Origin of the sequence: Lacrimispora sp. 38-1 (assembly GCF_049890855.1) — a bacterium.
Lineage (GTDB): Bacteria > Bacillota > Clostridia > Lachnospirales > Lachnospiraceae > Lacrimispora.
This window is the reverse complement of record NZ_JBANEW010000056.1, coordinates 42,814-64,766: the sequence shown is the minus strand read 5'-3', so window position 1 is coordinate 64,766 and position 21,953 is coordinate 42,814. Positions and strand designations below refer to the sequence as shown.

The 21,953-nt window shown below is 41.3% G+C and carries 28 protein-coding genes; 23 read left to right on the top strand and 5 right to left on the bottom strand.

Annotation, left to right across the window (positions count from 1 at the left end):
* The first annotated feature begins 8 nt into the window (after window positions 1–8).
* Window positions 9–980 (top strand): DNA polymerase III subunit delta, encoded by a 972-nt coding sequence (holA, locus tag V7D18_RS15320; RefSeq protein ID WP_426155340.1) that lies wholly within the window; start codon window positions 9–11, stop codon window positions 978–980.
* A 58-nt stretch (window positions 981–1,038) separates the two neighbouring features.
* On the opposite strand, the gene V7D18_RS15315 is transcribed toward holA, so the two are convergent.
* Genes V7D18_RS15315 through V7D18_RS15305 form a run of 3 tightly spaced genes read right to left on the bottom strand, consistent with a single transcriptional unit; the run spans window position 1,039 to window position 2,273 of the window.
* On the bottom strand, window positions 1,039–1,251 hold the full coding sequence (locus tag V7D18_RS15315; protein ID WP_426155338.1) for a DUF6774 domain-containing protein: 213 nt from the start codon (window positions 1,249–1,251) through the stop codon (window positions 1,039–1,041).
* 57 nt (window positions 1,252–1,308) lie between these two features.
* Complete coding sequence (locus V7D18_RS15310; protein ID WP_426155336.1) at window positions 1,309–1,764, bottom strand: ImmA/IrrE family metallo-endopeptidase; 456 nt, start codon at window positions 1,762–1,764, stop codon at window positions 1,309–1,311.
* Between the two features lie 26 nt (window positions 1,765–1,790).
* Window positions 1,791–2,273, bottom strand: coding sequence for a helix-turn-helix domain-containing protein (locus V7D18_RS15305; RefSeq protein WP_426155334.1), 483 nt, complete (start codon window positions 2,271–2,273; stop codon window positions 1,791–1,793).
* A gap of 134 nt (window positions 2,274–2,407) precedes the next feature.
* On the opposite strand from V7D18_RS15305, the gene V7D18_RS15300 reads away from it, so the two are divergent.
* The 18 genes from V7D18_RS15300 to V7D18_RS15215 all read left to right on the top strand — a co-directional run bounded on the left by V7D18_RS15300 (window position 2,408) and on the right by V7D18_RS15215 (window position 14,912).
* Complete coding sequence (locus tag V7D18_RS15300; RefSeq protein WP_426155332.1) at window positions 2,408–2,653, top strand: hypothetical protein; 246 nt, start codon at window positions 2,408–2,410, stop codon at window positions 2,651–2,653.
* Between the two features lie 9 nt (window positions 2,654–2,662).
* Window positions 2,663–3,076 carry a phage tail terminator family protein gene (locus tag V7D18_RS15295; RefSeq protein ID WP_426155387.1) on the top strand — a complete coding sequence of 138 codons (414 nt, stop codon included), beginning with the start codon at window positions 2,663–2,665 and terminating at the stop codon, window positions 3,074–3,076.
* 12 nt (window positions 3,077–3,088) lie between these two features.
* Window positions 3,089–3,286, top strand: a complete 198-nt coding sequence (locus V7D18_RS15290; protein ID WP_426155331.1) for a hypothetical protein — start codon at window positions 3,089–3,091, stop codon at window positions 3,284–3,286.
* A complete protein-coding gene (locus V7D18_RS15285) occupies window positions 3,280–4,578 on the top strand; it encodes a phage tail sheath family protein (protein ID WP_426155329.1) in 1,299 nt (432 codons plus the stop codon). The genes V7D18_RS15290 and V7D18_RS15285 overlap by 7 nt, the downstream gene beginning before the upstream one ends.
* A gap of 17 nt (window positions 4,579–4,595) precedes the next feature.
* On the top strand, window positions 4,596–5,069 hold the full coding sequence (locus V7D18_RS15280; RefSeq protein ID WP_097005588.1) for a phage tail tube protein: 474 nt from the start codon (window positions 4,596–4,598) through the stop codon (window positions 5,067–5,069).
* An 18-nt stretch (window positions 5,070–5,087) separates the two neighbouring features.
* A complete protein-coding gene (locus V7D18_RS15275) occupies window positions 5,088–5,516 on the top strand; it encodes a phage tail assembly chaperone (protein WP_426155326.1) in 429 nt (142 codons plus the stop codon).
* 14 nt (window positions 5,517–5,530) lie between these two features.
* Window positions 5,531–5,695, top strand: a complete 165-nt coding sequence (locus V7D18_RS15270) for a hypothetical protein (RefSeq protein WP_346919035.1) — start codon at window positions 5,531–5,533, stop codon at window positions 5,693–5,695.
* 59 nt (window positions 5,696–5,754) lie between these two features.
* A complete protein-coding gene (locus V7D18_RS15265; RefSeq protein WP_426155324.1) occupies window positions 5,755–8,208 on the top strand; it encodes a phage tail tape measure protein in 2,454 nt (817 codons plus the stop codon).
* 1 nt (window position 8,209) lies between these two features.
* Entirely contained in the window at window positions 8,210–8,878 is a 669-nt protein-coding gene (locus V7D18_RS15260; RefSeq protein WP_426155322.1) for a LysM peptidoglycan-binding domain-containing protein, read from the top strand.
* Between the two features lie 13 nt (window positions 8,879–8,891).
* Window positions 8,892–9,848 (top strand): XkdQ/YqbQ family protein, encoded by a 957-nt coding sequence (locus tag V7D18_RS15255; protein WP_426155320.1) that lies wholly within the window; start codon window positions 8,892–8,894, stop codon window positions 9,846–9,848.
* A complete protein-coding gene (locus V7D18_RS15250) occupies window positions 9,841–10,155 on the top strand; it encodes a DUF2577 domain-containing protein (RefSeq protein ID WP_426155318.1) in 315 nt (104 codons plus the stop codon). The genes V7D18_RS15255 and V7D18_RS15250 overlap by 8 nt, the downstream gene beginning before the upstream one ends.
* Before the next feature lie 15 nt (window positions 10,156–10,170).
* Window positions 10,171–10,572 carry a DUF2634 domain-containing protein gene (locus V7D18_RS15245; RefSeq protein ID WP_426155316.1) on the top strand — a complete coding sequence of 134 codons (402 nt, stop codon included), beginning with the start codon at window positions 10,171–10,173 and terminating at the stop codon, window positions 10,570–10,572.
* On the top strand, window positions 10,572–11,645 hold the full coding sequence (locus tag V7D18_RS15240) for a baseplate J/gp47 family protein (RefSeq protein ID WP_426155314.1): 1,074 nt from the start codon (window positions 10,572–10,574) through the stop codon (window positions 11,643–11,645). Before V7D18_RS15245 ends, V7D18_RS15240 begins: the two co-directional genes overlap by 1 nt.
* Window positions 11,635–12,189, top strand: a complete 555-nt coding sequence (locus V7D18_RS15235; protein ID WP_426155312.1) for a putative phage tail protein — start codon at window positions 11,635–11,637, stop codon at window positions 12,187–12,189. Before V7D18_RS15240 ends, V7D18_RS15235 begins: the two co-directional genes overlap by 11 nt.
* Complete coding sequence (locus tag V7D18_RS15230; RefSeq protein ID WP_426155311.1) at window positions 12,179–13,333, top strand: pyocin knob domain-containing protein; 1,155 nt, start codon at window positions 12,179–12,181, stop codon at window positions 13,331–13,333. The genes V7D18_RS15235 and V7D18_RS15230 overlap by 11 nt, the downstream gene beginning before the upstream one ends.
* 73 nt (window positions 13,334–13,406) lie before the next feature.
* Window positions 13,407–13,826 (top strand): phage holin family protein, encoded by a 420-nt coding sequence (locus V7D18_RS15225; protein ID WP_426155309.1) that lies wholly within the window; start codon window positions 13,407–13,409, stop codon window positions 13,824–13,826.
* A gap of 99 nt (window positions 13,827–13,925) precedes the next feature.
* Window positions 13,926–14,081: a hypothetical protein gene (locus V7D18_RS15220; protein ID WP_426155307.1), complete on the top strand. Its 156-nt coding sequence runs from the start codon at window positions 13,926–13,928 to the stop codon at window positions 14,079–14,081.
* Window positions 14,082–14,912, top strand: coding sequence for an N-acetylmuramoyl-L-alanine amidase (locus V7D18_RS15215; protein WP_426155305.1), 831 nt, complete (start codon window positions 14,082–14,084; stop codon window positions 14,910–14,912).
* 92 nt (window positions 14,913–15,004) lie between these two features.
* On the opposite strand, the gene rpsT is transcribed toward V7D18_RS15215, so the two are convergent.
* Window positions 15,005–15,268: a 30S ribosomal protein S20 gene (gene rpsT / locus V7D18_RS15210; RefSeq protein WP_314458548.1), complete on the bottom strand. Its 264-nt coding sequence runs from the start codon at window positions 15,266–15,268 to the stop codon at window positions 15,005–15,007.
* Window positions 15,269–15,446: 178 nt separating this feature from the next.
* Between rpsT and gpr the strand changes: the two genes are divergently transcribed.
* From gpr to hemW, 4 genes are all read left to right on the top strand, one after another.
* Window positions 15,447–16,424: a GPR endopeptidase gene (gene gpr / locus V7D18_RS15205; RefSeq protein ID WP_426155302.1), complete on the top strand. Its 978-nt coding sequence runs from the start codon at window positions 15,447–15,449 to the stop codon at window positions 16,422–16,424.
* Window positions 16,425–16,480: 56 nt separating this feature from the next.
* On the top strand, window positions 16,481–17,863 hold the full coding sequence (spoIIP, locus tag V7D18_RS15200; protein ID WP_426155300.1) for a stage II sporulation protein P: 1,383 nt from the start codon (window positions 16,481–16,483) through the stop codon (window positions 17,861–17,863).
* A 208-nt stretch (window positions 17,864–18,071) separates the two neighbouring features.
* Complete coding sequence (gene lepA, locus V7D18_RS15195) at window positions 18,072–19,886, top strand: translation elongation factor 4 (RefSeq protein WP_426155298.1); 1,815 nt, start codon at window positions 18,072–18,074, stop codon at window positions 19,884–19,886.
* Window positions 19,876–21,090, top strand: coding sequence for a radical SAM family heme chaperone HemW (gene hemW, locus V7D18_RS15190; protein ID WP_426155297.1), 1,215 nt, complete (start codon window positions 19,876–19,878; stop codon window positions 21,088–21,090). The genes lepA and hemW overlap by 11 nt, the downstream gene beginning before the upstream one ends.
* A gap of 77 nt (window positions 21,091–21,167) precedes the next feature.
* Here hemW and V7D18_RS15185 read toward each other — a convergent pair whose 3' ends face one another.
* The gene (locus tag V7D18_RS15185) at window positions 21,168–21,878 is read right to left on the bottom strand and encodes a 3D domain-containing protein (RefSeq protein WP_426155295.1); all 711 of its coding nucleotides are present in this window, start codon (window positions 21,876–21,878) and stop codon (window positions 21,168–21,170) included.
* Window positions 21,879–21,953: the final 75 nt, after the last annotated feature.

Below are 21,953 nucleotides of genomic sequence, written 5' to 3'. Positions count from 1 at the left end.
ACCATGTTATGCAGACCCTGAATCAGGATATAAAAAATAATAGTTTTAAGCCGGTTTACCTCTTATATGGGGAAGAAGCATTTTTAAAAAACAGCTATAAAAATCAGATGAAATCGGCTATAACCCAGGGCGATACCATGAATTTCAATCAGTTTAACGGAAAGTCCATTGACGTAAAGGAGCTGATAAGCCTTGCCGATACTATGCCTTTTTTTGCTGAGAAGCGAATGATCCTGGTAGAAGACAGCGGTTTTTTTAAATCGGCAGCAGAGGAACTGGTTGCCTACCTTCCTCAGATGCCGGATACAACCTGCATGGTGTTTGTGGAATCAGAGGTGGATAAAAGAAGCCGGATGTTTAAAAGGATAAAGGAACTGGGGTACGCGGCAGAGATGGAGCGTCAGGATATGGGCCAGCTTGCCAGATGGGCGGGAACACTTCTTTCCAGAGAAGGAAAGAAGGTGACCGGGCAGACCATGGAGCTGTTTCTAAGTATGACCGGAGACGACATGGAAAACATTCGGATGGAGTTAGAAAAGCTGATCAGCTTTACCCTGGGAAGAGAAGTGATAACGAATGAAGATGTGTCGGCGATCTGTACGGAGCGGACTGCCAATAAGATATTTGAAATGGTCAATTCTATTGTTAACCGCCAGACCCAAAAGGCTCTTGCGCTTTATGAAGATTTGCTTACATTAAAAGAGCCGCCTATGAGAATCCTGTTTCTCATAGCCAGACAGTTTAATCAGCTGCTTCAGGTTAAGGAACTGATGGGAAAGGGGATGGACAAGAGTGGGATTGCATCTAAGCTTAAAATACCGCCTTTTGCAGCTGGAAAACTGATGCCCCAGGCCAGGACTTTTTCAAAGGAACAGATTCTCTCTTATGTGAATTCCTGCGTGGAGGCAGAAGAGGCGGTTAAGACAGGCCGGCTCTCGGACCGTCTTGCAGTGGAGCTTCTTCTTACGGCAGCATATTAAAAAATGGATTGTCTGAATTGGAAACCAGGAAAATAAGGAACTGATCGATAGTTCCTTATCATTCCTGGTTATTTTGTTCTCTTTGGAAAAAAAATATATCGTCAACATCTTTGTCCCCAGAACAGAGTAACTGATGGGCGGCAATTGTATCCAGAGTATCACTAAGCTGGTTGAAGACACTACTTAGCAGAGCGATTTCAGCGGCAGAGCGGTCTTTCGCCAGACAGCAGGCGATTGATGACACAAGCGCTACGAGTTCACAGGATTGCATGTTAGATCACCTCTGGATAGTATATGAATAATCCCCTTGTATTACGATAAAAAAATACTATTCAATCATTTTATAGATATTAAATGGCTCAAAAAGGATTAAATAGCAGTCCTTCTGCAAGCCTTTCCCATATTTTGTGTGATAGCATTCCAGTGCTTCCAGCAAAAATTCTTCTGTTACATCTAAGTGCTCTGCGATTTCATAGCTGTTTCTGCATCCGGCTTCTTTTGCCGCAACCAGCTTTTCCAATGTGATCATCTTGTTGTAAGCCCACAAACGGGCGGTACGCTCCTGTTTCCGGTTAGAAACATCGGACTGATCCAGAATGTCTCCGGCAGTGGTGTAATAATGTCCAAGTTCTTCTGCCAGAACACAGGCCTTCTGGCAGCCGGACATATTTTGGCGGATCAGAATATGATCTCCTCTGATTCGTCCATCATTTGCAATTAACGGTTTTTCCTTAATCAGAATTCCATCAGATTCTGCTTCTTGTAATAATGTATCATAATTCAAACAAATCACCTCAACGAGTTTATTCTTTATTCATCGAAAAAGGCATCATCATACTGCTTCATTTCCTCTGTCACTTCAATATCCGTACGTTCGTGAGCGGCTACCGGCTGTAAATAAGTCCTCGTATCCTTGTGTAAGGGGGAAATAACCTGGGCTGTTTTTGTATATTGGGGAATGTGTACCATCTCACTGACTCTTTTAAGTGCTTCTTTCTGTCCGCTTTCATTGAGCTTTTGAAAGTTACTTAGCATTTCCCTGGCGGATTCTCCAAAGCAGCTGTTTACATGGTCCAGCGCAAAACTTTCTGTTTCCTCCCACCCCATGAGGGAAGCAGGGGTTGTTTTCAGTGCTTTTGCAATCGCGCTTATTTTAGACTGGGGAAGCCCTCTGCCGTCCACCTCTATCTTATTAATGGAAGAACGGGATTTGTAACCCGCCATTTTAGCAAGCTCTTCCTGGGACATTCCCAGTTCCTCACGTCTTTGTTTTATGATCTGACCTATATCCATAGGATCACCTCCATGACAGTATTATAACACGGAGTAGAACTATTTTCAACAAATTTAAAAAACATGTTGACAAAATAGAAACACTAGAGTATGATGATGGTGTAGACAAAAAGACTACAAGAAAGGAGGGAAGCATGACAAATACAGTTCGGTTAAATGAGTTAATTAGAAAGTCCGGGCTGAAAAAGGGGTGGATTGCAGCCAGACTTCATTTATCCAGCTATGGGTTTCGAAGGAAACTGTGGAATAAGAGTCAGTTTAAGGCGGGTGAGATTAAGCTGTTGTGCGAGTTGCTTGGGATTGCGTCGTTGGAGGAAATAAGTGATATTTTTTTTAATGATGGAGTAGACAAAAAGACTACAAAAACGGAAGAGGGGTGATGGTTGAAAATGTATAGCCAGATTGTGGATTCTGTAATTGGAAAGCTGAAGGTTATTTTTCCTGATAAGAAGATTGTTTCAGGTCCAATAAAAGAGGGGGAAAAGGAATCTTGTCTTGCAACCGGTATCTCACAGGTGTCGGAAAAATGTGTCAATGGAAACCGATACTGCTGTTCCATAGGACTATTTGTTAATTACCATCCAATGGATACAGAAGAGTCCTGTCAAGACAAGTATCATGTTTTGGAATTGTTAATGGAGCATCTGGAATTTGTTTCTATGGAGAATGGGGTGTCTATTGGCTGTGTCAGCAGAAATGGGGAATTTGAAAATGGGAAATTGATTTTTCAGGCAGAATACCAGATGTTTTTCTTGAAAAATAAAGGGGAGGACGTGTCCATGGAGGACATGAGGTTAAAGTAAAGAGGTAATTTAATGACTGAGAATAGTAAAAAAAGAGATAATGCTGCAAATTCATCACGTTATACGAAGAAACAGTTAATCTGTTCTGAAAGGTACTGCAATCAAAGCGACTTACTGTGTGCACTGCTGGAAAATGGTAAGACTTATACATTTGCAGAAGCGGATGAAATAATGATTCGATTTAAGAAAGGAAAGGTAAAAGTATGTTAGGTGGAGGTAATTTCAAGATTCAAAATAAGGTGTTTCCTGGTGCGTACATAAATTTTATTAATCGTACAGCCTCTGGGGCAGCTATGGGAGACAGAGGAACAGCTGCAATCCCCATGAAATTTAGCTGGGGCCCTGAAAGAGAAACTTTTGAAGTTTCAGTTGAAGAATTTCAGAATAACAGCAAAGAATTATTTGGCTATTCATATGATGCAGAGGAAATGCGCCCCATCAGAGAATTATTTCAAAATTTAAAGAAGGGTATTTTTTACCGGTTAAATTCTGGAGTGCAGGCTTCCTGTGATTATGGTATAGCAAGATATTCCGGCAAACGTGGAAATAGTTTAATGATTGTTATATCAAAGAACGTTGATGAAAATTCTAAGTACGATGTGCGAGTCATATTTGATGGCAGAGAAGTGGATGTGCAGACAGTTTCTCAAGCTGCTGAACTGAAGGACAACCGTTACGTAATGTTTAAGAAAGATGGAACACTTGCAGAAAATGCCGGTCTTACCTTTACTGGCGGCACAGATGGCAGTGACATAACTGGTGAAGATTATTCAGAGTTTCTCAGTGCTGTAGAGAGCGGTTCATTTCAGATTCTTTGCTGCCCTTCTCAGGATGAGAGCGTGAAAGCCTTGTTTGCAGCATTTACAAAGAGAATGAGAGATGAAGTTGGCGTAAAATTCCAGACAGTTTTACATCAGTACACCAAAGCGGACCATGAGGGAATTATTTCGGTGGAAAATGAAGCAGAGGAAAGTGCAGCAGGTCTTGTTTACTGGGTTGCGGGTGCGGAAGCAGCATGTGAGATTAACAAAACCATAGAAAACAGAAAGTATAACGGGGAATATACCGTAATGGTTCCTTATACTCAGGCTCAGCTGGCGGATGCCATGAAGGCCGGAAAATTCCTTTTCCATAAAGTTGGAAGTGAGATCCGTGTTCTTACCGATATTAATACATTTGCTACCTATACAGATGAAAAGGGAGAAGATTTTTCCAATAATCAGACTGTCCGAATTCTGGACCAGATTGGTAATGACATCGCCGGACTTTTCTCTTCCCGTTATCTTGGAAAGATGCCAAATGATAATGGAGGGCGTATCAGTCTTTGGAATGATATTGTTACTTATGGAAAGCAGTTGGTTGTTTTAAGAGCAATTGATGATTTTGACACAGAGGCGGTTACTGTGGATAAGGGTGATGGAAAACGATCTGTTTTAGTTAATTTTCCAGTTCAGCCAGTTAACTGTATGAGTATTTTGTACATGACAGTCGTTGTTTCATAAGAAAGGAGTAATGAAATATGAGTAATATAACTATGAATGCATGGGATGCAGTCAGTGCAACAAAGGCAGAGTGCTTTATAACAATTGAAAATGAGCGGTACAATTTTATGCAGGCTTTGAATCTGGAAGCTAAAATTGAGAAGGTGAAATCTGAGATCCCTATTCTTGGACGTGCCATGAAGGGGAATAAGACCGTTGGCATGAAAGGGACCGGATCCGCAAAATTTCACTATAACACCAGTATCTTCCGCGACATTTTATACCGTTACCAGCAGACCGGAAGAGATATTTACTTTGATATCCAGGTTACAAATGAAGATCCTGCTTCCAGCGTGGGAAGGCAGACGGTTATTTTAAAAAATTGTAACATTAATGGCGGTATTATTACCAAATTCGATGCATCCGGAGAATATTTAGAGGATGAATTTGAATTTACATTTGAAAGCTGGGAGATGCCGGAACGCTTTGGATCAATTGCTGGAATGCAGTAAGAAAAAAGGAGATTAATTATGGGTGATTTAAGTTGCTTTTTAAGTCAGAATGCTGTGAAAGCAGAAAATGAAAAATTTGTGGCATCAAAACGATTCGTTGATCAGAAAAATAAGCCAGTGGAATGGGAAATAAAAGCCATTACTTCAAAAGAAGACGAAGCACTGAGAAAAGAATGTACGAAGCGGGTACAGGTGATCGGTAAAAAAGGACAATATACTCAGGAGACAGATTACAATCTCTATCTTGGAAAATTAGCTGCGGAATGTACGGTATACCCTAATTTAAATGATAAGAGCCTTCAGGATTCTTATCATGTGATGGGAGCGGATGCACTGTTAAAGACAATGCTCACTGCAGGAGAATATGCAGGCTATCTGGAACGGATTCAGCAGGTAAATGGATTTGATACAACTCTGGAAGAGCAGGTAGAAGAAGCAAAAAACTGATAGAAGGAGGCGATATGGAAGCAAATATTGCCTACTATTGCCTCCATAAGCTTCATAAGTGGCCCCATGAATTTTTAAGTCTTGACCGGTATGAAAAGGCGTTTATCATAGCAGCGGTCAATCTTAAACTGGAAAATGATAAAAAACAGGCTCAAAAAGCAAAATCAAAGCACAGATAGAAAAAGGGAGGACGTCTTAACGGACGTTTTCCTAATAATAAAGGGAAGGAGGCAGTGGTGTGGCAACAGCAGAAAACTCGATACAGATTACGGATGGAGCGACTCCTGTACTGCAAAGAGTCAGCAATTCTATAAAGATTACCGCCGGTCTGATGCGCAGCTTACAGATGGCTTCATCTAATGCACTGGCATTACCGGGAATGCAGATGTGGGAATCTTCTCTATCGGGGATTCGTATCCAGTATGACAGGGTAGAAGAATCTGTGTATAAAGTGAAGAATCAACAAGATCAGCTAACACAGAGCGCAAGTGAGAACACAAAAGAACTGGAGAAGCTAAAAAATGCCTGGGGAAAAGTGGTATCTGGTGCAAAGAAAATGGGAATCAACACCAGTGCAATGGAGATTTTTAACCAGGCGAATGATAAGAAAGCTGCTGGTAATCTTATTCAGACCAGAACTGGATTACAGGGACCAGAACTGAAAGCAGCAGAAAAAAGTACATCCAATCTCTACATTGATAATTTAAGCCCCAGTCTGGACTCGGCAGCCCAAAGTCTGTCTGCAGTTAATCAGCTTACAGGACAGACTGGAAATGGATTAGAGCAGATAACCCGTGCAGGACTGCTGATGCAGGATACGTTTGGGTATGGTCTGACAGACAGTATAAAATCTGCAGGAATGTTAGAGCAGCAGTTTGGAATCTCCGGTGCGGAAGCATTTGATCTGATTATTCAGGGAACTCAGGCAGGGCTTAATAAAAACGGTGATTTGCTGGAGACAATTAATCAGTATTCAGCCAGATTTAAAAGTCTCGGTCTTGGAGGTGATGAAATGTTCCAGGCTATGATTAATGGTGCTGAAAACGGAGGAATATCTGTTGATTCACTTGGAGATGCAGTCAGCGAATTCTCAAAACGGGCAGTCAGCGGAGGAAAAGATTCCAGTCAGGGATTCTCTGCTCTGGGACTTGACGCAAACAAAATGGCGGAAGCATTCAGAGGTGGGGGAGAAACAGCAAAGCAGGCATTCCAGCAGACAATGAACGCCTTAAACAACATGGAAGATCCGGTTAACAGGAATCTGGCCGGTGTACAGTTGTTTGGAGAAGCATGGGGAAATATTGGAAGCGATGGAGTGACGGCACTTACTGATTTAAGTGGATCCGTAGAGTTGACAAAGAGCCATCTGGAGGAGTTAAACAGGACAAAGTATGATGATGCGGCAAGTGCTCTCAGCTCGCTTGCAAAAACAATAAATGTTGGATTAGCCGGACCAATTGGCGGAGTGGTAGATTTTGTAACAAAAAGCATCCATGATTTTACATCAGGATTGCAGGGGGATGTGGAAAATATAAGTGGTATATTTGGTGTAATTGGTTTGGTTGCTGGTGAGATTGGAAATTACATTGCAGAATCATGGTCCGTTTTACAGCCTGTTATCCTGGGGATTATTGCAGCGTTGGTTGTTTACAATGCAGTTTTGGGAGTTGGTTGGTTGACGATGATTGGGAGTGCAGCTGCAACTGCCTGGAACACGGTTTGCAGCTGGGCGCAAGTAGCAGCTACTACAGCACAAACAATTGCAGCGGAAGGTTTAAATGCGGCTCTTGCAGCTTGTCCTCTGACTTGGATCATAATACTGATCATTATGTTAATCGCTCTGTTTTATGCCGGAGTAGCCGCAGTGAATCAATTTGCCGGAACTTCGTATAGTGCAACAGGAATCATTGTTGGAGTGTTCTACATGGCATTAGCAGCTATAGGCAATATACTGATGGCTATGGCTGAACTGGTTTTTGGAATAGTTGAATTTATGTTAAATCCATTTATTATAATGGCAAATTTTATAGCAAATGTGTTCCGGGATCCAATTGGAGCAGCGGTGCATCTATTTGCAGATTTTGCAGATCAGGTTCTGGGACTCATTCAAAAGTTAGCGAAAGCTCTGGATTTGGTTTTCGGCACTAAAATGGAAGCAACAGTATCGGTTTGGAGAGAGGGTATTTCTGACTTTACTGATAAATTTGCAAAAGAACATGGAAACGGTAAATATAAAAAAGAGTTTGAAACTATGGATTTAGGTAAAAAATTCAATCTCCAACATATGGATTATACTGATAAATTCCAGGCAGGTAATAAAATAGGAACAAATATGGAAGCGGGTGCTAAAGACAAATTTGAGAACTTCAAAACTTTTTTAAAGCAGCAGGATCCTATAGAAAACACAGATAACAAACTGGATTCAAATGAAAACATTATCAGAAATACAGGTGATACGGCAATGAGTACAGCCGCCATGGCAGATTCTATGGATGTTGTAGATGAGGAATTAAAATATATGCGGGATGCAGCAGAGCAGGAGATTATCAACCGTTTTACTCTTGCAGAACTGAAGGTGGATGTAAATAATAATAATACCATAAAAAATATTACCGATTTTGATGAATTAAACCGCAGACTATCTGATGTTACTGGTGAGATCTTAGCATCTGCAGCGGAAGGAGTGGGTTGATATGTCTTATGAAATATATATTGATGATATGTTGCTTCCCCTGCCGCCTGAAAAAATCCCGGTTAAATATAATGGTCAAAATCAAACGGTAAGTTTAATCAATGGAGAAGAGATAAATTTAATTAAACCATCTGGTCTGGCAGATATAAGCCTTGATATTATAATTCCGCAGATGGATTACCCCTGTGCAGTATGGGATGGAAGTATTGACAACGCAGAAGATTTTTTAGAAAGGCTTGGTCAATTAAAGAAAAGCAAGAGACCATTTGAATTCATAATAATTCGTCAGGGACCATCTGGAGAAAGTCTGTTTGATAACAGTATGGATGTAACGCTTGAAGAATATCAGGTGAGTGATGATGTGGGAGAGGGACTTGATGTGAAAGTTTCTCTTTCCATGAAGGAATATAAACACTATGGTACTAAAATTATGAACTTCACCATTGTAGATGACAAACAGGAGACGGATTCTTCACAAGATGGTACAAAGAGGCAGGGAGAGCCGCAGACTCAAAAAAATTATACAGTGGCAAAAGGAGACTGTCTGTGGTCAATCTCAAAAAAACAACTTGGAAATGGTAACCGTTGGCAGGAAATTTATCAGTTAAATCAGGATAAAATCAAGAATCCGAATCTTATCTATCCGGGGCAGGTTCTGATTATACCGTAAAGGGAGGAAGGAATTGGAGGCACATTTATATATACAAAACGGTCAGACTGTATATGAACCTGTGGTGGAAGGATCCATTACCTGGGTACTTCAGCGAAGAGGCCAACCTGGTAAGTGTTCCTTTTCACTGATACCGGACAGCAATCTTGTGATTGAAGAGGGTAATGCAATACGTCTTGACGTTGATGGAAAATCAGTATTTTTCGGATTTATTTTTGAACGGAGCTGGAATCATGATGGAAAGATGAAGGTCACCGCTTATGACCAGCTTCGCTACTTAAAAAATAAAGACTCCTACAATTACACTAATTTATCAGCAGGTGAACTGATTCGAATGATTGCACAGGATTATCATTTGAACGTTGGTGAATTGGAAGATACAGGGATAACATTCTCCAGAAATGAAAAGGACAAGACCCTGTTTGATATTATTCTGAACAACTTGGACCTTACCATGATCCGTCTCGGTCAGATATACACATTTTATGATGAAGCAGGTAAACTGGCCTTAAAAAATATGGAGAGTATGATACTTGATACTCAAATAGATGATACGACAGCTCAGGATTATGACTATAAGGTAAGTATTGACAGCAATACTTATAATCAGATCAAGCTCTATTACGATGATTCTGACAGTAAAAAGAGAGAAATTTTTATGACAAAAAATTCCGAATCCATTAATAAATGGGGAATTCTTCAAAAAGATGAATCAATTGAAAAAGGAGTAGATGCCCAGTCAATCGCGGAAAGATATCTGAATTTATATAATAGACCCTCAAGAACCTTAACAATTAAAGATGCATTTGGGGATATCCGTGTAAGAGCAGGCTGTCTGATTCCTGTAATATTAAATGTCAATGATATTGGTCTTAAAAATTACCTTATCATTGAATCTGTTACCCATAAGATAGCGGGAGGGATACATACAATGGATTTGACATTGAGAGGAGCAAAAATAAGTGGCTGATACTATTTGGGTAGATAATATAAAAAAAATTGTATTTCAGGCAATGGAAGCGACAGATCCTTGTGATGTAATAGCTGGTACAGTTGTAAAAGAATATCCGGTTGAAATTCAAATCAGTCAAAAGACCATATTAAACCGGAATCAGATACTGTTGACAGAGCAATTTATGGAGCATACGGAAATAATGGATATTCCTGGAATAGGAGAAGTCGCAGTTACGGTAAAAAACACATTAAAATCGGGAGATCATGTGCTGTTAATCCAGAAAAAAGGAGGTCAGCAATTTGTGGCCATTGGAAAGTGGTAAGAAAGGGGGAGTAGAATGATTCCGGTAACGGGCAATATATTGCAGCAGGATTTTAAAATAATACAGCAGCCATCAACAACATTTTATCTGGATATAAAAAATAAGCGGATAAATGGAAGTGTGGATGGTTTAGATGCAGTAAAACAGGCAGTTTATTGTATTTTAAATACAGAGCGGTTTGAGTGGCTGATTTACAGCTGGAATTATGGAACTGAGCTTAATCATTTATTTGGTAAACACTCTGGATTAGTAAAGACAAAAATAAAGAAGAGAATCCGTGAAGCACTTCTCCAGGACGACCGCATACAGAACGTGGATCATTTTGAATTTGAAATGAAAGTAAAAAATCTTCACGTAACATTTACAGTCAACTCCATATTTGGTGACTTCAGGATAGAGAAGGAGGTGAATACCTGATGTATGAAAATATGACATATGAAGTGATATTAAAGAGGATGATGGACCGTGTTCCAAATGGACTGGATAAACGGGAAGGATCTTTGATTTATACAGCACTTTCTGCGGCAGCAGCTGAAATGCAGATTGTATACATAGAGTTTGATACTATATTAAAAGAAACATTTGCCCAGACGGCCTCCAGGGAGAATCTGATCCGCAGAGCGGCAGAACGGGGACTGCAGCCGACGGAAGCTACCAGAGCAGTATTAAAGGCAATAGCAGTTCCTGATACAATTCTTATAAAAAAGGGGGAACGGTTCCGCCAGGGCACATATTACTATACTGTTTCAGAAAGTATGGGTAACGGTATATTTCAGGTAGTCTGTGAAAAAGCCGGAGAAGAGGGAAATCATCAGTTTGGCAGGCTGATTCCGGTTCAGAATATTTCCGGTCTTACTTCTATGGAAATAACAGAACTTCTTATTCCTGGGGAAAATGCTGTGGATACGGAGGTATTTCGGAAAAATTATTTTGATTCTTTTGAGAAAAAATCGTATGGGGGAAATAAACAGGATTATATTGAAAAAACAAATGGAATTGCAGGAGTTGGTGCAACTAAAGTTACCAGGGCATGGGATGGCCCATCTACAGTAAAATTGACCATATTGGATTCCGACTGCAACAAGGCGTCGGATTTATTGGTACAGACGGTACAAAATGTCATTGATCCAGCAGAAACGGCTAGTGGAGATGGTCTGGCACCTATTGATCATAGGGTTACTGTTGTATCAGCTGAAGCAGTACCCATACAGATCAATACTGCTTTAGAAATTAATGAAAACTACACGTTGGAGGCACTAAAAGAACTGATTAATAAGGCGGTAGAAGATTATTTAAAAGAAATCAGAACTTCCTGGGAGAGTATGGGCGATTATGGCTGTATAGTTAGAATTTCCCAATTGGAATCTAAAATTTTATCAATAGAGGGAATCTATGATATTAAAAACACAAAAATAAACGGAGAACCGGTAAACCTGGAGTTAAATCCCTATCAGATACCGGTTAATGGAGGGGTGGAAATTGATTCGTGAAGTTGATTTATTGTCTTATATTCCTGATTTTCTGCGAGAGTACATGGAAATGAGTGTGATTCAGAAGGTAATCCAGCCTGAAATTCAGATTATGGAAGATGAGACAGATGTACTTTTTAATAATCAGTTTATAAACAGCTCCGATGAACGGAATATAAAACGCTATGAAACAATGATCAGGGTATACCCACAAAGTGGTGACACGCTGGAGGACAGGCGTTTTAAAGTTTTATCAAAATGGAATCGGATGATTCCTTATACCAGGGCAACTTTAAGAAAAAAATTGTCAATGCTCTGTGGGGATGATGGCTTTTTCATGGAAATAAAACCGCAAAAAATAATTATTGTACGTGTTGCATTGAAGCGTAAACGGAGCTTTTCAGAAGTGGCTGCACTGCTGGAAGAATTTACTCCCTGCAACATGGTGTTAGATTTAGATCTTCTTTATAATCAACAAGGACTGCTGAAACATTATACTCACGGGCAATTAGCAGCGTGGACACACGGTCATATACGAAACGAGGTGCTTAATAATGGAAAATGAAACGAAGAATTATAAATTTCCCAAACCAGGGGAAGACGATTTCTATGATATAAATGAGTACAACCGGACATTGGATTCAATTGATGAGGAACTTATGAATCTGGAACAAAAAAAACTGGATACAACAGGAGATTCCTCGCAAACAGTTACCGCATTTGAAGAAGAGGTGTTACGGGAAAATCTTGAGTCAGGGGAAACCTTATCGTTAACTCATGGCAAAATAAAGAAATGGTTCTCTGAAATGAAGGATATCGCATTTTCAGGGCGTGCATCGGATATTGAAACGGATGGGGCGAATCGGTTTGTTTCCGATGGAGAAAAAAAGAACTGGAATTCAAAAGTATCGGCTGAAGGTGATATCTCAGATACTAAAATTCAATCACTGGATTCTGTTTCATCTGAATTTCCTATTCCGGAAGAGGGGGAAACTTCCAGACAGTTTTTTGGGAAAGTCAGGAAGTTTATACAGGATTTTAATAACTTTAAGACTGGTATCATCACAGTGGGGAAGTTGGTGAATAATGGGAGTACGACTGCGGGAGGATATGCTCTTGATGCGAGGTATGGGAAGACGTTGTTTGATTTATTTAACCAATTGAATAATGATTTAGGAAAAAATACTGATATAAAATCTGGAACTATTTTAGATTTTGTAAATGCAAACAGAGAAAATAAAAAAGATACATTTGCCGTTAATACATATATACCCCCTGATGCACCTTCTGATGTACGGTCTTCTTTCGCAGAAGGATATATACAAATATTACGAGGAACAAATGGCTATCGTACACAAGTGCTTTATCATGAATATGGAACTAATTGTACAAGAGTATGGCACAGAAGTATTTTTAATGGTAACTGGTTGGATAATTGGATACCATATGCTACAAAAAGTGATTTAGAAAATATAAAGTTTATGACGTATGTTGTTAATCCTAATGGTAATAATTATGTGGATGTTGTTATTGCAGGAACATTAGATACAGCAAATCCTTGCGTAATTGCTATGAATGGTGATTATGACGCATTCAGCGAGGGGTATGTTACAAGCGTACAAGTCTTATCTCCATCAAAAGTTAGAGTCCATCTTAATGTAGTAAGAACTGAAGCTATAAGACTTAGTATTTCTTATAAAAGTGTCTAAATTATAAATAATTATATAGAATAATGGATATATGTTATTTTTAAAATATATATCTAAATTGAGGAGAAGCAATATGAAAAACACCATATGTACCTTAACCGGCATAGTCGGAAGCATCATCACAACGTTATTTGGCGGCTGGGATACAGGAATTGCCACTTTAATTTTATTTATGGCAATTGACTTTATATCCGGAATTGCAGTAGCCGCTATTTTTCATAACAGTAAAAAGACAGAGACAGGAACATTAGAATCAAAAGCGGGCTGGAAAGGTCTGTGCAGAAAATCCATGACTTTACTTTTTGTTCTAATTGCTCATCGTCTTGATTTGTCAATTGGAACTACATACATTAGAGATACCGTAGTTATCGGTTTTATGGCGAATGAGCTTATATCCATAGTAGAAAATGCCGGGCTAATGGGAATTCCTCTACCGGCAGTTTTAACAAAGGCAATTGATTTGTTAAATCAAAAATCACAGCCATCAAAATAAAAATTTTTCAGCAGTACTTTTCAGAGACAAACCTGTATATAAGCGGTACACCATTCAACATTCCGTCATATATTAATAAAAAGGGACAAGGTGATATCTATGGTAAAAAGTGAATCAACAAAAGACATGACCCACATAGAACTACTTGGAATACAGGAAAATCTAAAAGATTCCGATTATACAGAAATCGAACGCTTCCGTGAATCCTTTGATGCAGATGACATGGGATTCTCGGGAAGAAGGGAGGGGATTTGAGTGGAAATAAATAAACTTCTGACCCCATACAATTACAGCAACGGCGAACTAAGCCGTATTAAATATATCGTCATTCATTATGTAGGAGCGCTGGGAGGGGCAGAGGCAAACTGCAAGTACTATGCTTCCCGGTATGTAGGCGCCAGCGCCCACTACTTTGTTGGATTTTCCGGAGAGATCTGGCAGTCCGTAGAGGAGAAAAATATCGCATGGCACTGCGGAGCCAAGACCTACATCCATCCGGAATGCCGCAACAGCAACAGTATCGGCATTGAACTATGTGTCAGAAACAAAGGCAGCCAGTCTGATACCAGCAGAGACTGGTATTTTGAAGATGCCACAGTCGCTTCAGCAAAACAACTGACCAAACAACTGATGGAACAATACGCAGTCACCGAAGATCACGTAATCCGGCACTACGATGTGACCGGTAAAATCTGTCCCAATCCATATGTATATAACCACACCAGCCATACATGGGATGATTTTAAAGATTCTCTTTTATCAGCAGCGGAAGTAAAATCCGGATGGGTGGAAGATGAAAATAGCTGGAGATTTTATTTGGGTAATACAGAAGATTATGTGAAAAACGCCTGGTATCAGGACGGAGAAACCTGGTACTGGTTTGACGAAGCCGGATATATGGTAAAAGATACGTGGAAGACCGGAAGTGATGGAAAATGGTATTATTTAGACAGTACCGGAAAAATGGCAAAAGACCAGTGGGTAATCTGGAAAGGAGAGCTTTACCGGTTAACGTCTGACGGCAGTATGTATGAAGGAGAGCTGAGCCTTAAGACGAATAAAAACGGTGCATTTCAAATCCTGTAAAAACCTGGCGGGATCCAATAAAATGAGATTCCGCCAAACCAAAAAATCCCATTCAGCGGGTTAGTCTGAATGGGATAAATATCGTTTATGAATTAAGCCATTGCGTTAACAGCTTTAGAGATTCTGGATACTTTTCTGGAAGCGTTATTCTTATGATATACGCCTTTGGTAGCAGCTTTGTCGATCTCTGTAATAGCATTTACTAATGATGCCTGTGCAGCAGCCTTGTCACCGGCATTAATAGCAACTTCCACTTTCTTAATGGATGTTTTCACTTTGGATCTGATTGCTTTGTTTCTAGCAGCCTTAGTTTCGTTAACTAAGATTCTTTTCTTTGCAGATTTAATGTTAGCCAATCTGTACACCTCCAATAAAATGTTATATGATTTATTCTTTGTTTTGCATCAAAGCCTGGACACGGACAGTTCAATGTAAACATACTTTTATATTTTAGCGAATTTCAGTACATATGTCAATACATAATTCCTGCTTTTTTGCAGAAAATACCTTAGAAATGCTGGAAAGGAGGAAGAAATGGAAAACACATTTGAAGTTCGTACAGACCTTGCTGTTGAGGAAAAAGAAAGCTTTCCCGGTGACGGAGGGGAAATATCAGGAGTATCATTGCGGGAATGGCACCGGTCCGACAGCCGCATTAAAATGACTGAGGTAAAAATACTTGATGAAAAAGGATCAAAAGCCATGGGAAAGCCCATTGGAACCTATATCACCCTGGAAGCAGACCAGCTGTCTTTAAAAGATGAGGATTATCACAGGGAGGTGTCCGAAGAGCTTTCAGCCCAGATCTCCAAGCTGCTGGAAGGAAAAGATTTCAGAAAACCGGATTTTCACGTATTGGTGGCAGGACTTGGGAATTCTTCCGTAACTCCGGACTCTTTAGGGCCGAGAGTTCTGAAAAACCTTCAGGTCACCAGGCATTTAAAAGTTCAGTATGGGGAAGATTTCTGGCGGGGAAAAACCATGCCGGTGATCAGTGGAATTGCTCCTGGTGTAATGGCTCAGACCGGAATGGAAACAGCCGAAATATTAAAAGGAATTATTAAAGAAACAAAACCGGATCTCATTATTGCAATTGATGCTCTGGCTGCAAGAAGTGTAAAACGTCTTGGAACCACTATACAGCTTACGGATACCGGAATCCATCCAGGTTCCGGGGTGGGAAATCACCGACACAGCTTAACAAAGGAAAGCTTAGGGGTACCGGTTATGGCGATTGGCGTACCCACCGTAGTAGGCGCTGCGGCCATCGTTCACGATACAGTCAGAACCTTAATCAAAGCTTTGTCAGAAAATATGGAGACCAAGGGTATGGGAGATTTTATGGAAAATCTTAATTCTGATGAGCAGTATGATCTCATACGGGAACTTTTAGAGCCGGAGTTCGGACCACTTTATGTGACTCCTCCCGATATTGACGAAACTGTGAAAGAATTGAGTTTCACCATCTCAGAGGGAATCCATATGACATTTCTGGGACAGGAAGTTTCGTAGTAAACAGCCGGCTTTCTGCATAGTATATTATGAATCAAGAATGCAGGAAGGCGGCTATGAAACAGAGCAGTGAACGATTGAACCGGTTAATTAAAAAATTAATGATTGCAGTAAGCCTGATTCTGGCCGTTTTTTTAAGTTTGAAAGAAGCTTCTCAGGCGGCAGGCAGACTGGATTTAAAGGACATACAAAACTGGATTGGAGAGGGAGCTGCAGACAGCGCCTCCTTTATCTGGCGATACCAGTATCCTGCTGCCGTCTGGGACCAGGAGGGGGAAGATGGGAAATCGCTTTATCAGAAAGACTCTTTCGGAAGCCTTTTTTGCAGTTTTTTCTTCAGCCATTCCCCCTTATCCCGTTATACGGGTAAAAGTAACACAACAGCTGATTATTACGGAGAAAACGATCCGGCATACAGGAGTTATTTAGAAAGCGGGAAGTTCTATGAAGAGCACAGCTTTCTTCTATATGATGGAGGAGAAGAGAGCGGGGAAGACGGAAGCGTAAATGCCGGGGCACATAAGATTCAGCCGGAGACACAGGAAAGCCAGGCAGCAGCACAAACGCCAAAACAGGAGGTGAGCCAGGAGATACAGCAGCCCGGTCCTGTGGGTACAGGAAAATCTGCAATGACCTGTGCGTCAAGCAGTATCTGGCCGATTGTGGGAACCACATACCGAAAGGAACAGCTGGCAGATTATGATTATATGATGAAGCATTTTTACAGTGTTCATACCTCCACGACTGCAGGGCGGGATCTGATGAAAGCCGATCAGTTCCTTTCAGAGAAATTTACTCTGGAAGGAGGAAATGACAAGCCTCAGATTCTAATCTACCACACCCATTCCCAGGAAGAATATTCTGATTTCAGGACCCAGAATAATAAAGAAGCAACCGTAGTGGGAATCGGAACCTATCTGACAAAGCTATTAACGGATAAGGGTTATAACGTCATCCATGACACTTCCGTATATGACTTGCAAAATGGAAAACTGGACAGAAACAAAGCCTATACCTACGCTCTCGACGGCATTACAAAAATTCTCCAGGAAAACCCTTCTATAGAAGTTATTTTGGATATCCACCGGGATGGAGTAAACAGTGATCTGCATATGGTCAATAAAGTCAATGGAAAAATGACTGCGCCTATTATGTTTTTTAACGGAGTCTGTCAGACTCCGGAAGGCCCCATTGAGTATCTGCCAAATCCTTACAGAGAGAAGAATCTTGCCTTCAGCTTTCAGATGCAGCTGGACAGCGCAGCCTATTTTCCCGGTCTCACCCGTAAAATTTACATAAAAGGACTTCGTTATAACCAGCATTTAAGGGCAAGGTCTTCCTTAATTGAAGTAGGTGCCCAGACCAATTCCTATCAGGAGGCATTAAATGCAATGGAACCGCTGTCAGAGGTTTTGGATATGGTCTTAAAAGGGAATTAAATAAAGAACATATTGGTAACTAAAAAAGCTGGGAGCCTGTTATTTATCAGGTTTATCCAGCTTTGAGTCTTTTGTGTACATAATTACTGTATTTGCAAGCGAAAATAGTAATATGATTAAGGTAATTCAACGCTTCCCGGTGGACAACCGGTAATTTTAATGGTATATTTGAAGACATTAGAAACATCAGAAAAGAGGATTATACTTTATGGCAGCTGCCCAGCAGAATAGAATACGTAATTTTTGCATTATTGCACATATTGATCATGGAAAATCGACACTAGCAGACCGGATTATAGAGAAAACAGGGCTTCTTACCAGCAGAGAGATGCAGGCGCAGGTCCTTGATAACATGGATCTTGAACGGGAGCGTGGAATTACCATCAAGGCCCAGGCAGTTCGTACTGTTTATAAGGCAAATGACGGACAGGAATATATATTTAACATGATTGATACACCGGGTCATGTTGACTTTAATTATGAGGTTTCAAGAAGTCTGGCAGCGTGTGACGGCGCTGTTTTGGTAGTGGATGCCTCCCAGGGAATTGAGGCCCAGACACTTGCAAACGTTTATATGGCACTGGACCATGATCTGGATGTATTTCCGGTCCTGAATAAAATTGACCTTCCCAGTGCAGAGCCGGAACGAGTGGTTGAGGAGATTGAAGATGTTATTGGCCTTGAGGCCCATGATGCACCCAGAATCTCAGCCAAGACCGGACTGAATGTAGAAGCTGTGCTGGAAGCAATTGTTGAGAAAATTCCGGCTCCTGCCGGCGATCCGGATGCTCCGCTCCAGGCCCTGATCTTTGATTCCCTTTACGATTCCTACAAGGGTGTCATCGTATTTTTCCGTGTTAAGGAAGGAACGGTACGAAGAGGGGATAAAGTACGCATGATGGCCACCGGTGCAGTGGAAGAGGTGGTGGAAGTCGGTTATTTTGGTGCAGGCCAGTTTTTACCCTGTGAAGAATTATCTGCCGGTATGGTTGGATATTTAACCGCCAGCATCAAGAACGTGAAGGATACAGCAGTAGGCGATACCATTACCCATGCAGACAGACCATGCAAATCAGCTCTGCCAGGATATAAAAAAGTAACCTCTATGGTGTACTGCGGTTTGTATCCGTCAGACGGAGCCCGCTATAATGACCTGCGTGATGCGTTAGAGAAGCTTCAGCTCAACGACGCTTCTTTATTCTTTGAACCGGAGACTTCTCTCGCCCTTGGCTTTGGTTTCCGTTGCGGATTTTTAGGACTTCTTCACCTGGAGGTGATTCAGGAGCGTCTCGAGCGGGAATACAATTTAGATCTTGTGACCACCGCTCCTGGTGTAGTCTATCATGTATACAAAAAGAACGGGGAGAAGCTGGAACTGACAAATCCCTCTAATCTGCCTGATCCTACTGAGATTGAATATATGGAGGAACCCATTGTCAGTGCAGAGATTATGGTAACTACTGAGTTTGTAGGAGCCATTATGAAGCTTTGTCAGGAACGCCGGGGGATTTATCTTGGAATGGAATATATGGAAGCTACCAGAGCATTGTTGAAATATGAGCTTCCGCTGAATGAAATTATCTATGATTTCTTTGATGCGCTCAAATCCCGTTCGAGAGGTTATGCTTCCTTTGACTACGAGCTGAAAGGATATGAGAAGTCTGAATTAGTGAAACTGGACATTTTAGTCAACAAAGAAGAAGTGGATGCCCTTTCCTTTATCGTTCATGCGGAGTCCGCCTATGAGCGCGGCAGAAGAATGTGTGAGAAGCTTAAGGATGAAATCCCCAGACAGCTCTTTGAAATTCCCATTCAGGCAGCCATCGGCGGCAAGATCATTGCCCGTGAGACAGTAAAAGCCATGAGAAAAGATGTACTTGCCAAATGCTACGGCGGTGATATTTCACGTAAGAAGAAACTTCTTGAAAAGCAGAAAGAAGGTAAAAAACGTATGCGCCAGGTCGGTAACGTTGAGATACCGCAGAAGGCATTTATGAGCGTACTGAAATTAGATGATGAATAAAAAAAATTTGGAGATTTATGTGCATATTCCGTTTTGTGCACGTAAATGCGCTTACTGTGATTTCATATCATTTCCAGGAAACAGACAGATGCAGCAGGAATATACGCTAAAGCTGCTGGAAGAGATAAAATACCAGAGTGCATATGCCGGAGAATATCAGATCATCAGTATTTTTATCGGGGGCGGGACGCCCTCTATTCTGGAAATAAATCAGATGACTGCGATTCTCACAGCCTTAAACAGTCAGTTTGATATTCATCCGGAGGCGGAAATTACATTGGAAGCCAATCCGGGAACGGTAACTGCAGAGGCACTTGCTCAGTACAAAAGTGCGGGAGTAAACCGGATCAGTATGGGACTTCAATCCGCAGATGATAAGGAACTGAGCTATCTGGGCAGAATACACACCTACGATGAATTCTTAAAAAGCTACCAGAGAGTCCGCATGGCGGGATTTGACAATGTAAATGTGGATTTGATTTCGGCCATTCCGGGTCAGACGGTGGAATCATGGAAGAACACCTTAAAGAAGGTTACCATGTTAAAGCCTGAGCACATATCTGCTTACAGCCTCATTGTAGAGGAAGGTACTCCTTTTTATGACCGTTACGGAGAGCATGTGGAAATGGACAATGATTCCATGTCAAGAGAGGAACGGCGGCGTCTCATGTCTCTTCCTGACCTCCCTGATGAGGACATGGAGAGGGAAATGTATTACCTGACCAGAGAGTTTTTAAAAGAACAGGGATATGAGCGGTACGAAATATCCAATTATTCCAGAAAGGGTTATGAGTGCAGGCATAATATCGGCTACTGGACGGGAACCGAATACTTAGGTCTGGGACTTGGTTCTTCTTCCTATATGAATGGCTGCCGTTTTCACAATACAGCCAGTTATCAGAAATATAAAAATGGCGGATTTGAAAGAAAAGATGAATTTGACAAGCTTTTAAGGCAGGAGTTTGAACGGCTTACTATGGAAGAAAAGATGGAGGAGTATATGTTTTTAGGACTCCGTCTGATAGAGGGGGTATCTGCTCACGGATTTGTCAGCAGCTTCGGCCAGAATATACGCCATGTGTATGGACCGGTTCTTGATAAGCTGGAGCGGGAAGGCCTGCTGGAAATGAAGGAAGGATTCTACCGGCTGACGGAACGGGGAATTGATATCAGCAACTACGTTATGAGCCAGTTTTTAATATAACAGAAGGGTCTGCAGGGAGAGCAGGAATTCATTCTCTCTTTGCAGACCATTTTTTTGTACCGTCATCAGGGATTTTGTTACTGAACCAGAAAAACCTCCATATTTCTGGTTCCATAAGCCCGCGTCTCTCCATGGGTATTGAAGAAGATATCGATGTGATTGCCTTTTACACCGCTTCCGCAGTCCTCCGCCGTATAAATCACTCCACCGATCATGAGACGGCTTCCATAAGGAATCACTCTGGGATCAACGGAAATGGTATGTCCTGCCGTTGCAACCGTACCGGTGCTGGTGCGTCCTCCCCATCTTCCTGAACAGCTTCTGCAGGGGCAGTAGGCGGTGGTCCTGAAAATCCCAAGGGAACGGAGACCTGTCGCCGAAGCAAAGGAACCAACGCCGTATACTCTGGAACCGGAAAGTTTCTGTCCGCCGGCATAAGCTTCTACAAGATAAGAGCCGTCGCCGTAGCTGCTCCAGGGTACAGATACTTCAAAGCCGTAATTTCCTGTGCCCGTGCCCTGGTCTGCCAGGTCCTTTCGGTATTTCGAGGCAGAAGTGGTCAGCTCGCCTACAACAGTTCCGGTTGTCTGGCTGGTAATGGTGACTTTCACCTCTTCAGAAGATGACGGATCAGAGCTGTTCCATGCCCAGCCCCTGACACTGGTTTCATCTGCACCGTCTATAATTCCCGGAGTCTGTCCCGCAAGAACATGGGTGGGTGCTGCTGTAAGTAATGCTATCATTAGTAATGTTCCGAGGAACCATTGGATTTTCTTTGTTCTTATCATGTAATAATTCCTTCCTTTCTTTTTTACAAAAAGTACATACAATTTAATATAATATAAATATATGTAACACATTTG

Coding starts and splice junctions, on each gene's coding strand:
- holA (WP_426155340.1), top strand. CDS start 9: ATGCAGACCCTGAATCAGGATATAAAAAATAATAGTTTTAAGCCGGTT.
- V7D18_RS15315 (WP_426155338.1), bottom strand. CDS start 1,251: ATGCAATCCTGTGAACTCGTAGCGCTTGTGTCATCAATCGCCTGCTGT.
- V7D18_RS15305 (WP_426155334.1), bottom strand. CDS start 2,273: ATGGATATAGGTCAGATCATAAAACAAAGACGTGAGGAACTGGGAATG.
- V7D18_RS15300 (WP_426155332.1), top strand. CDS start 2,408: ATGACAAATACAGTTCGGTTAAATGAGTTAATTAGAAAGTCCGGGCTG.
- V7D18_RS15295 (WP_426155387.1), top strand. CDS start 2,663: ATGTATAGCCAGATTGTGGATTCTGTAATTGGAAAGCTGAAGGTTATT.
- V7D18_RS15290 (WP_426155331.1), top strand. CDS start 3,089: ATGACTGAGAATAGTAAAAAAAGAGATAATGCTGCAAATTCATCACGT.
- V7D18_RS15285 (WP_426155329.1), top strand. CDS start 3,280: ATGTTAGGTGGAGGTAATTTCAAGATTCAAAATAAGGTGTTTCCTGGT.
- V7D18_RS15280 (WP_097005588.1), top strand. CDS start 4,596: ATGAGTAATATAACTATGAATGCATGGGATGCAGTCAGTGCAACAAAG.
- V7D18_RS15275 (WP_426155326.1), top strand. CDS start 5,088: ATGGGTGATTTAAGTTGCTTTTTAAGTCAGAATGCTGTGAAAGCAGAA.
- V7D18_RS15270 (WP_346919035.1), top strand. CDS start 5,531: ATGGAAGCAAATATTGCCTACTATTGCCTCCATAAGCTTCATAAGTGG.
- V7D18_RS15260 (WP_426155322.1), top strand. CDS start 8,210: ATGTCTTATGAAATATATATTGATGATATGTTGCTTCCCCTGCCGCCT.
- V7D18_RS15245 (WP_426155316.1), top strand. CDS start 10,171: ATGATTCCGGTAACGGGCAATATATTGCAGCAGGATTTTAAAATAATA.
- V7D18_RS15240 (WP_426155314.1), top strand. CDS start 10,572: ATGTATGAAAATATGACATATGAAGTGATATTAAAGAGGATGATGGAC.
- V7D18_RS15230 (WP_426155311.1), top strand. CDS start 12,179: ATGGAAAATGAAACGAAGAATTATAAATTTCCCAAACCAGGGGAAGAC.
- V7D18_RS15225 (WP_426155309.1), top strand. CDS start 13,407: ATGAAAAACACCATATGTACCTTAACCGGCATAGTCGGAAGCATCATC.
- V7D18_RS15220 (WP_426155307.1), top strand. CDS start 13,926: ATGGTAAAAAGTGAATCAACAAAAGACATGACCCACATAGAACTACTT.
- gpr (WP_426155302.1), top strand. CDS start 15,447: ATGGAAAACACATTTGAAGTTCGTACAGACCTTGCTGTTGAGGAAAAA.
- spoIIP (WP_426155300.1), top strand. CDS start 16,481: ATGAAACAGAGCAGTGAACGATTGAACCGGTTAATTAAAAAATTAATG.
- lepA (WP_426155298.1), top strand. CDS start 18,072: ATGGCAGCTGCCCAGCAGAATAGAATACGTAATTTTTGCATTATTGCA.
- hemW (WP_426155297.1), top strand. CDS start 19,876: ATGATGAATAAAAAAAATTTGGAGATTTATGTGCATATTCCGTTTTGT.
- V7D18_RS15185 (WP_426155295.1), bottom strand. CDS start 21,878: ATGATAAGAACAAAGAAAATCCAATGGTTCCTCGGAACATTACTAATG.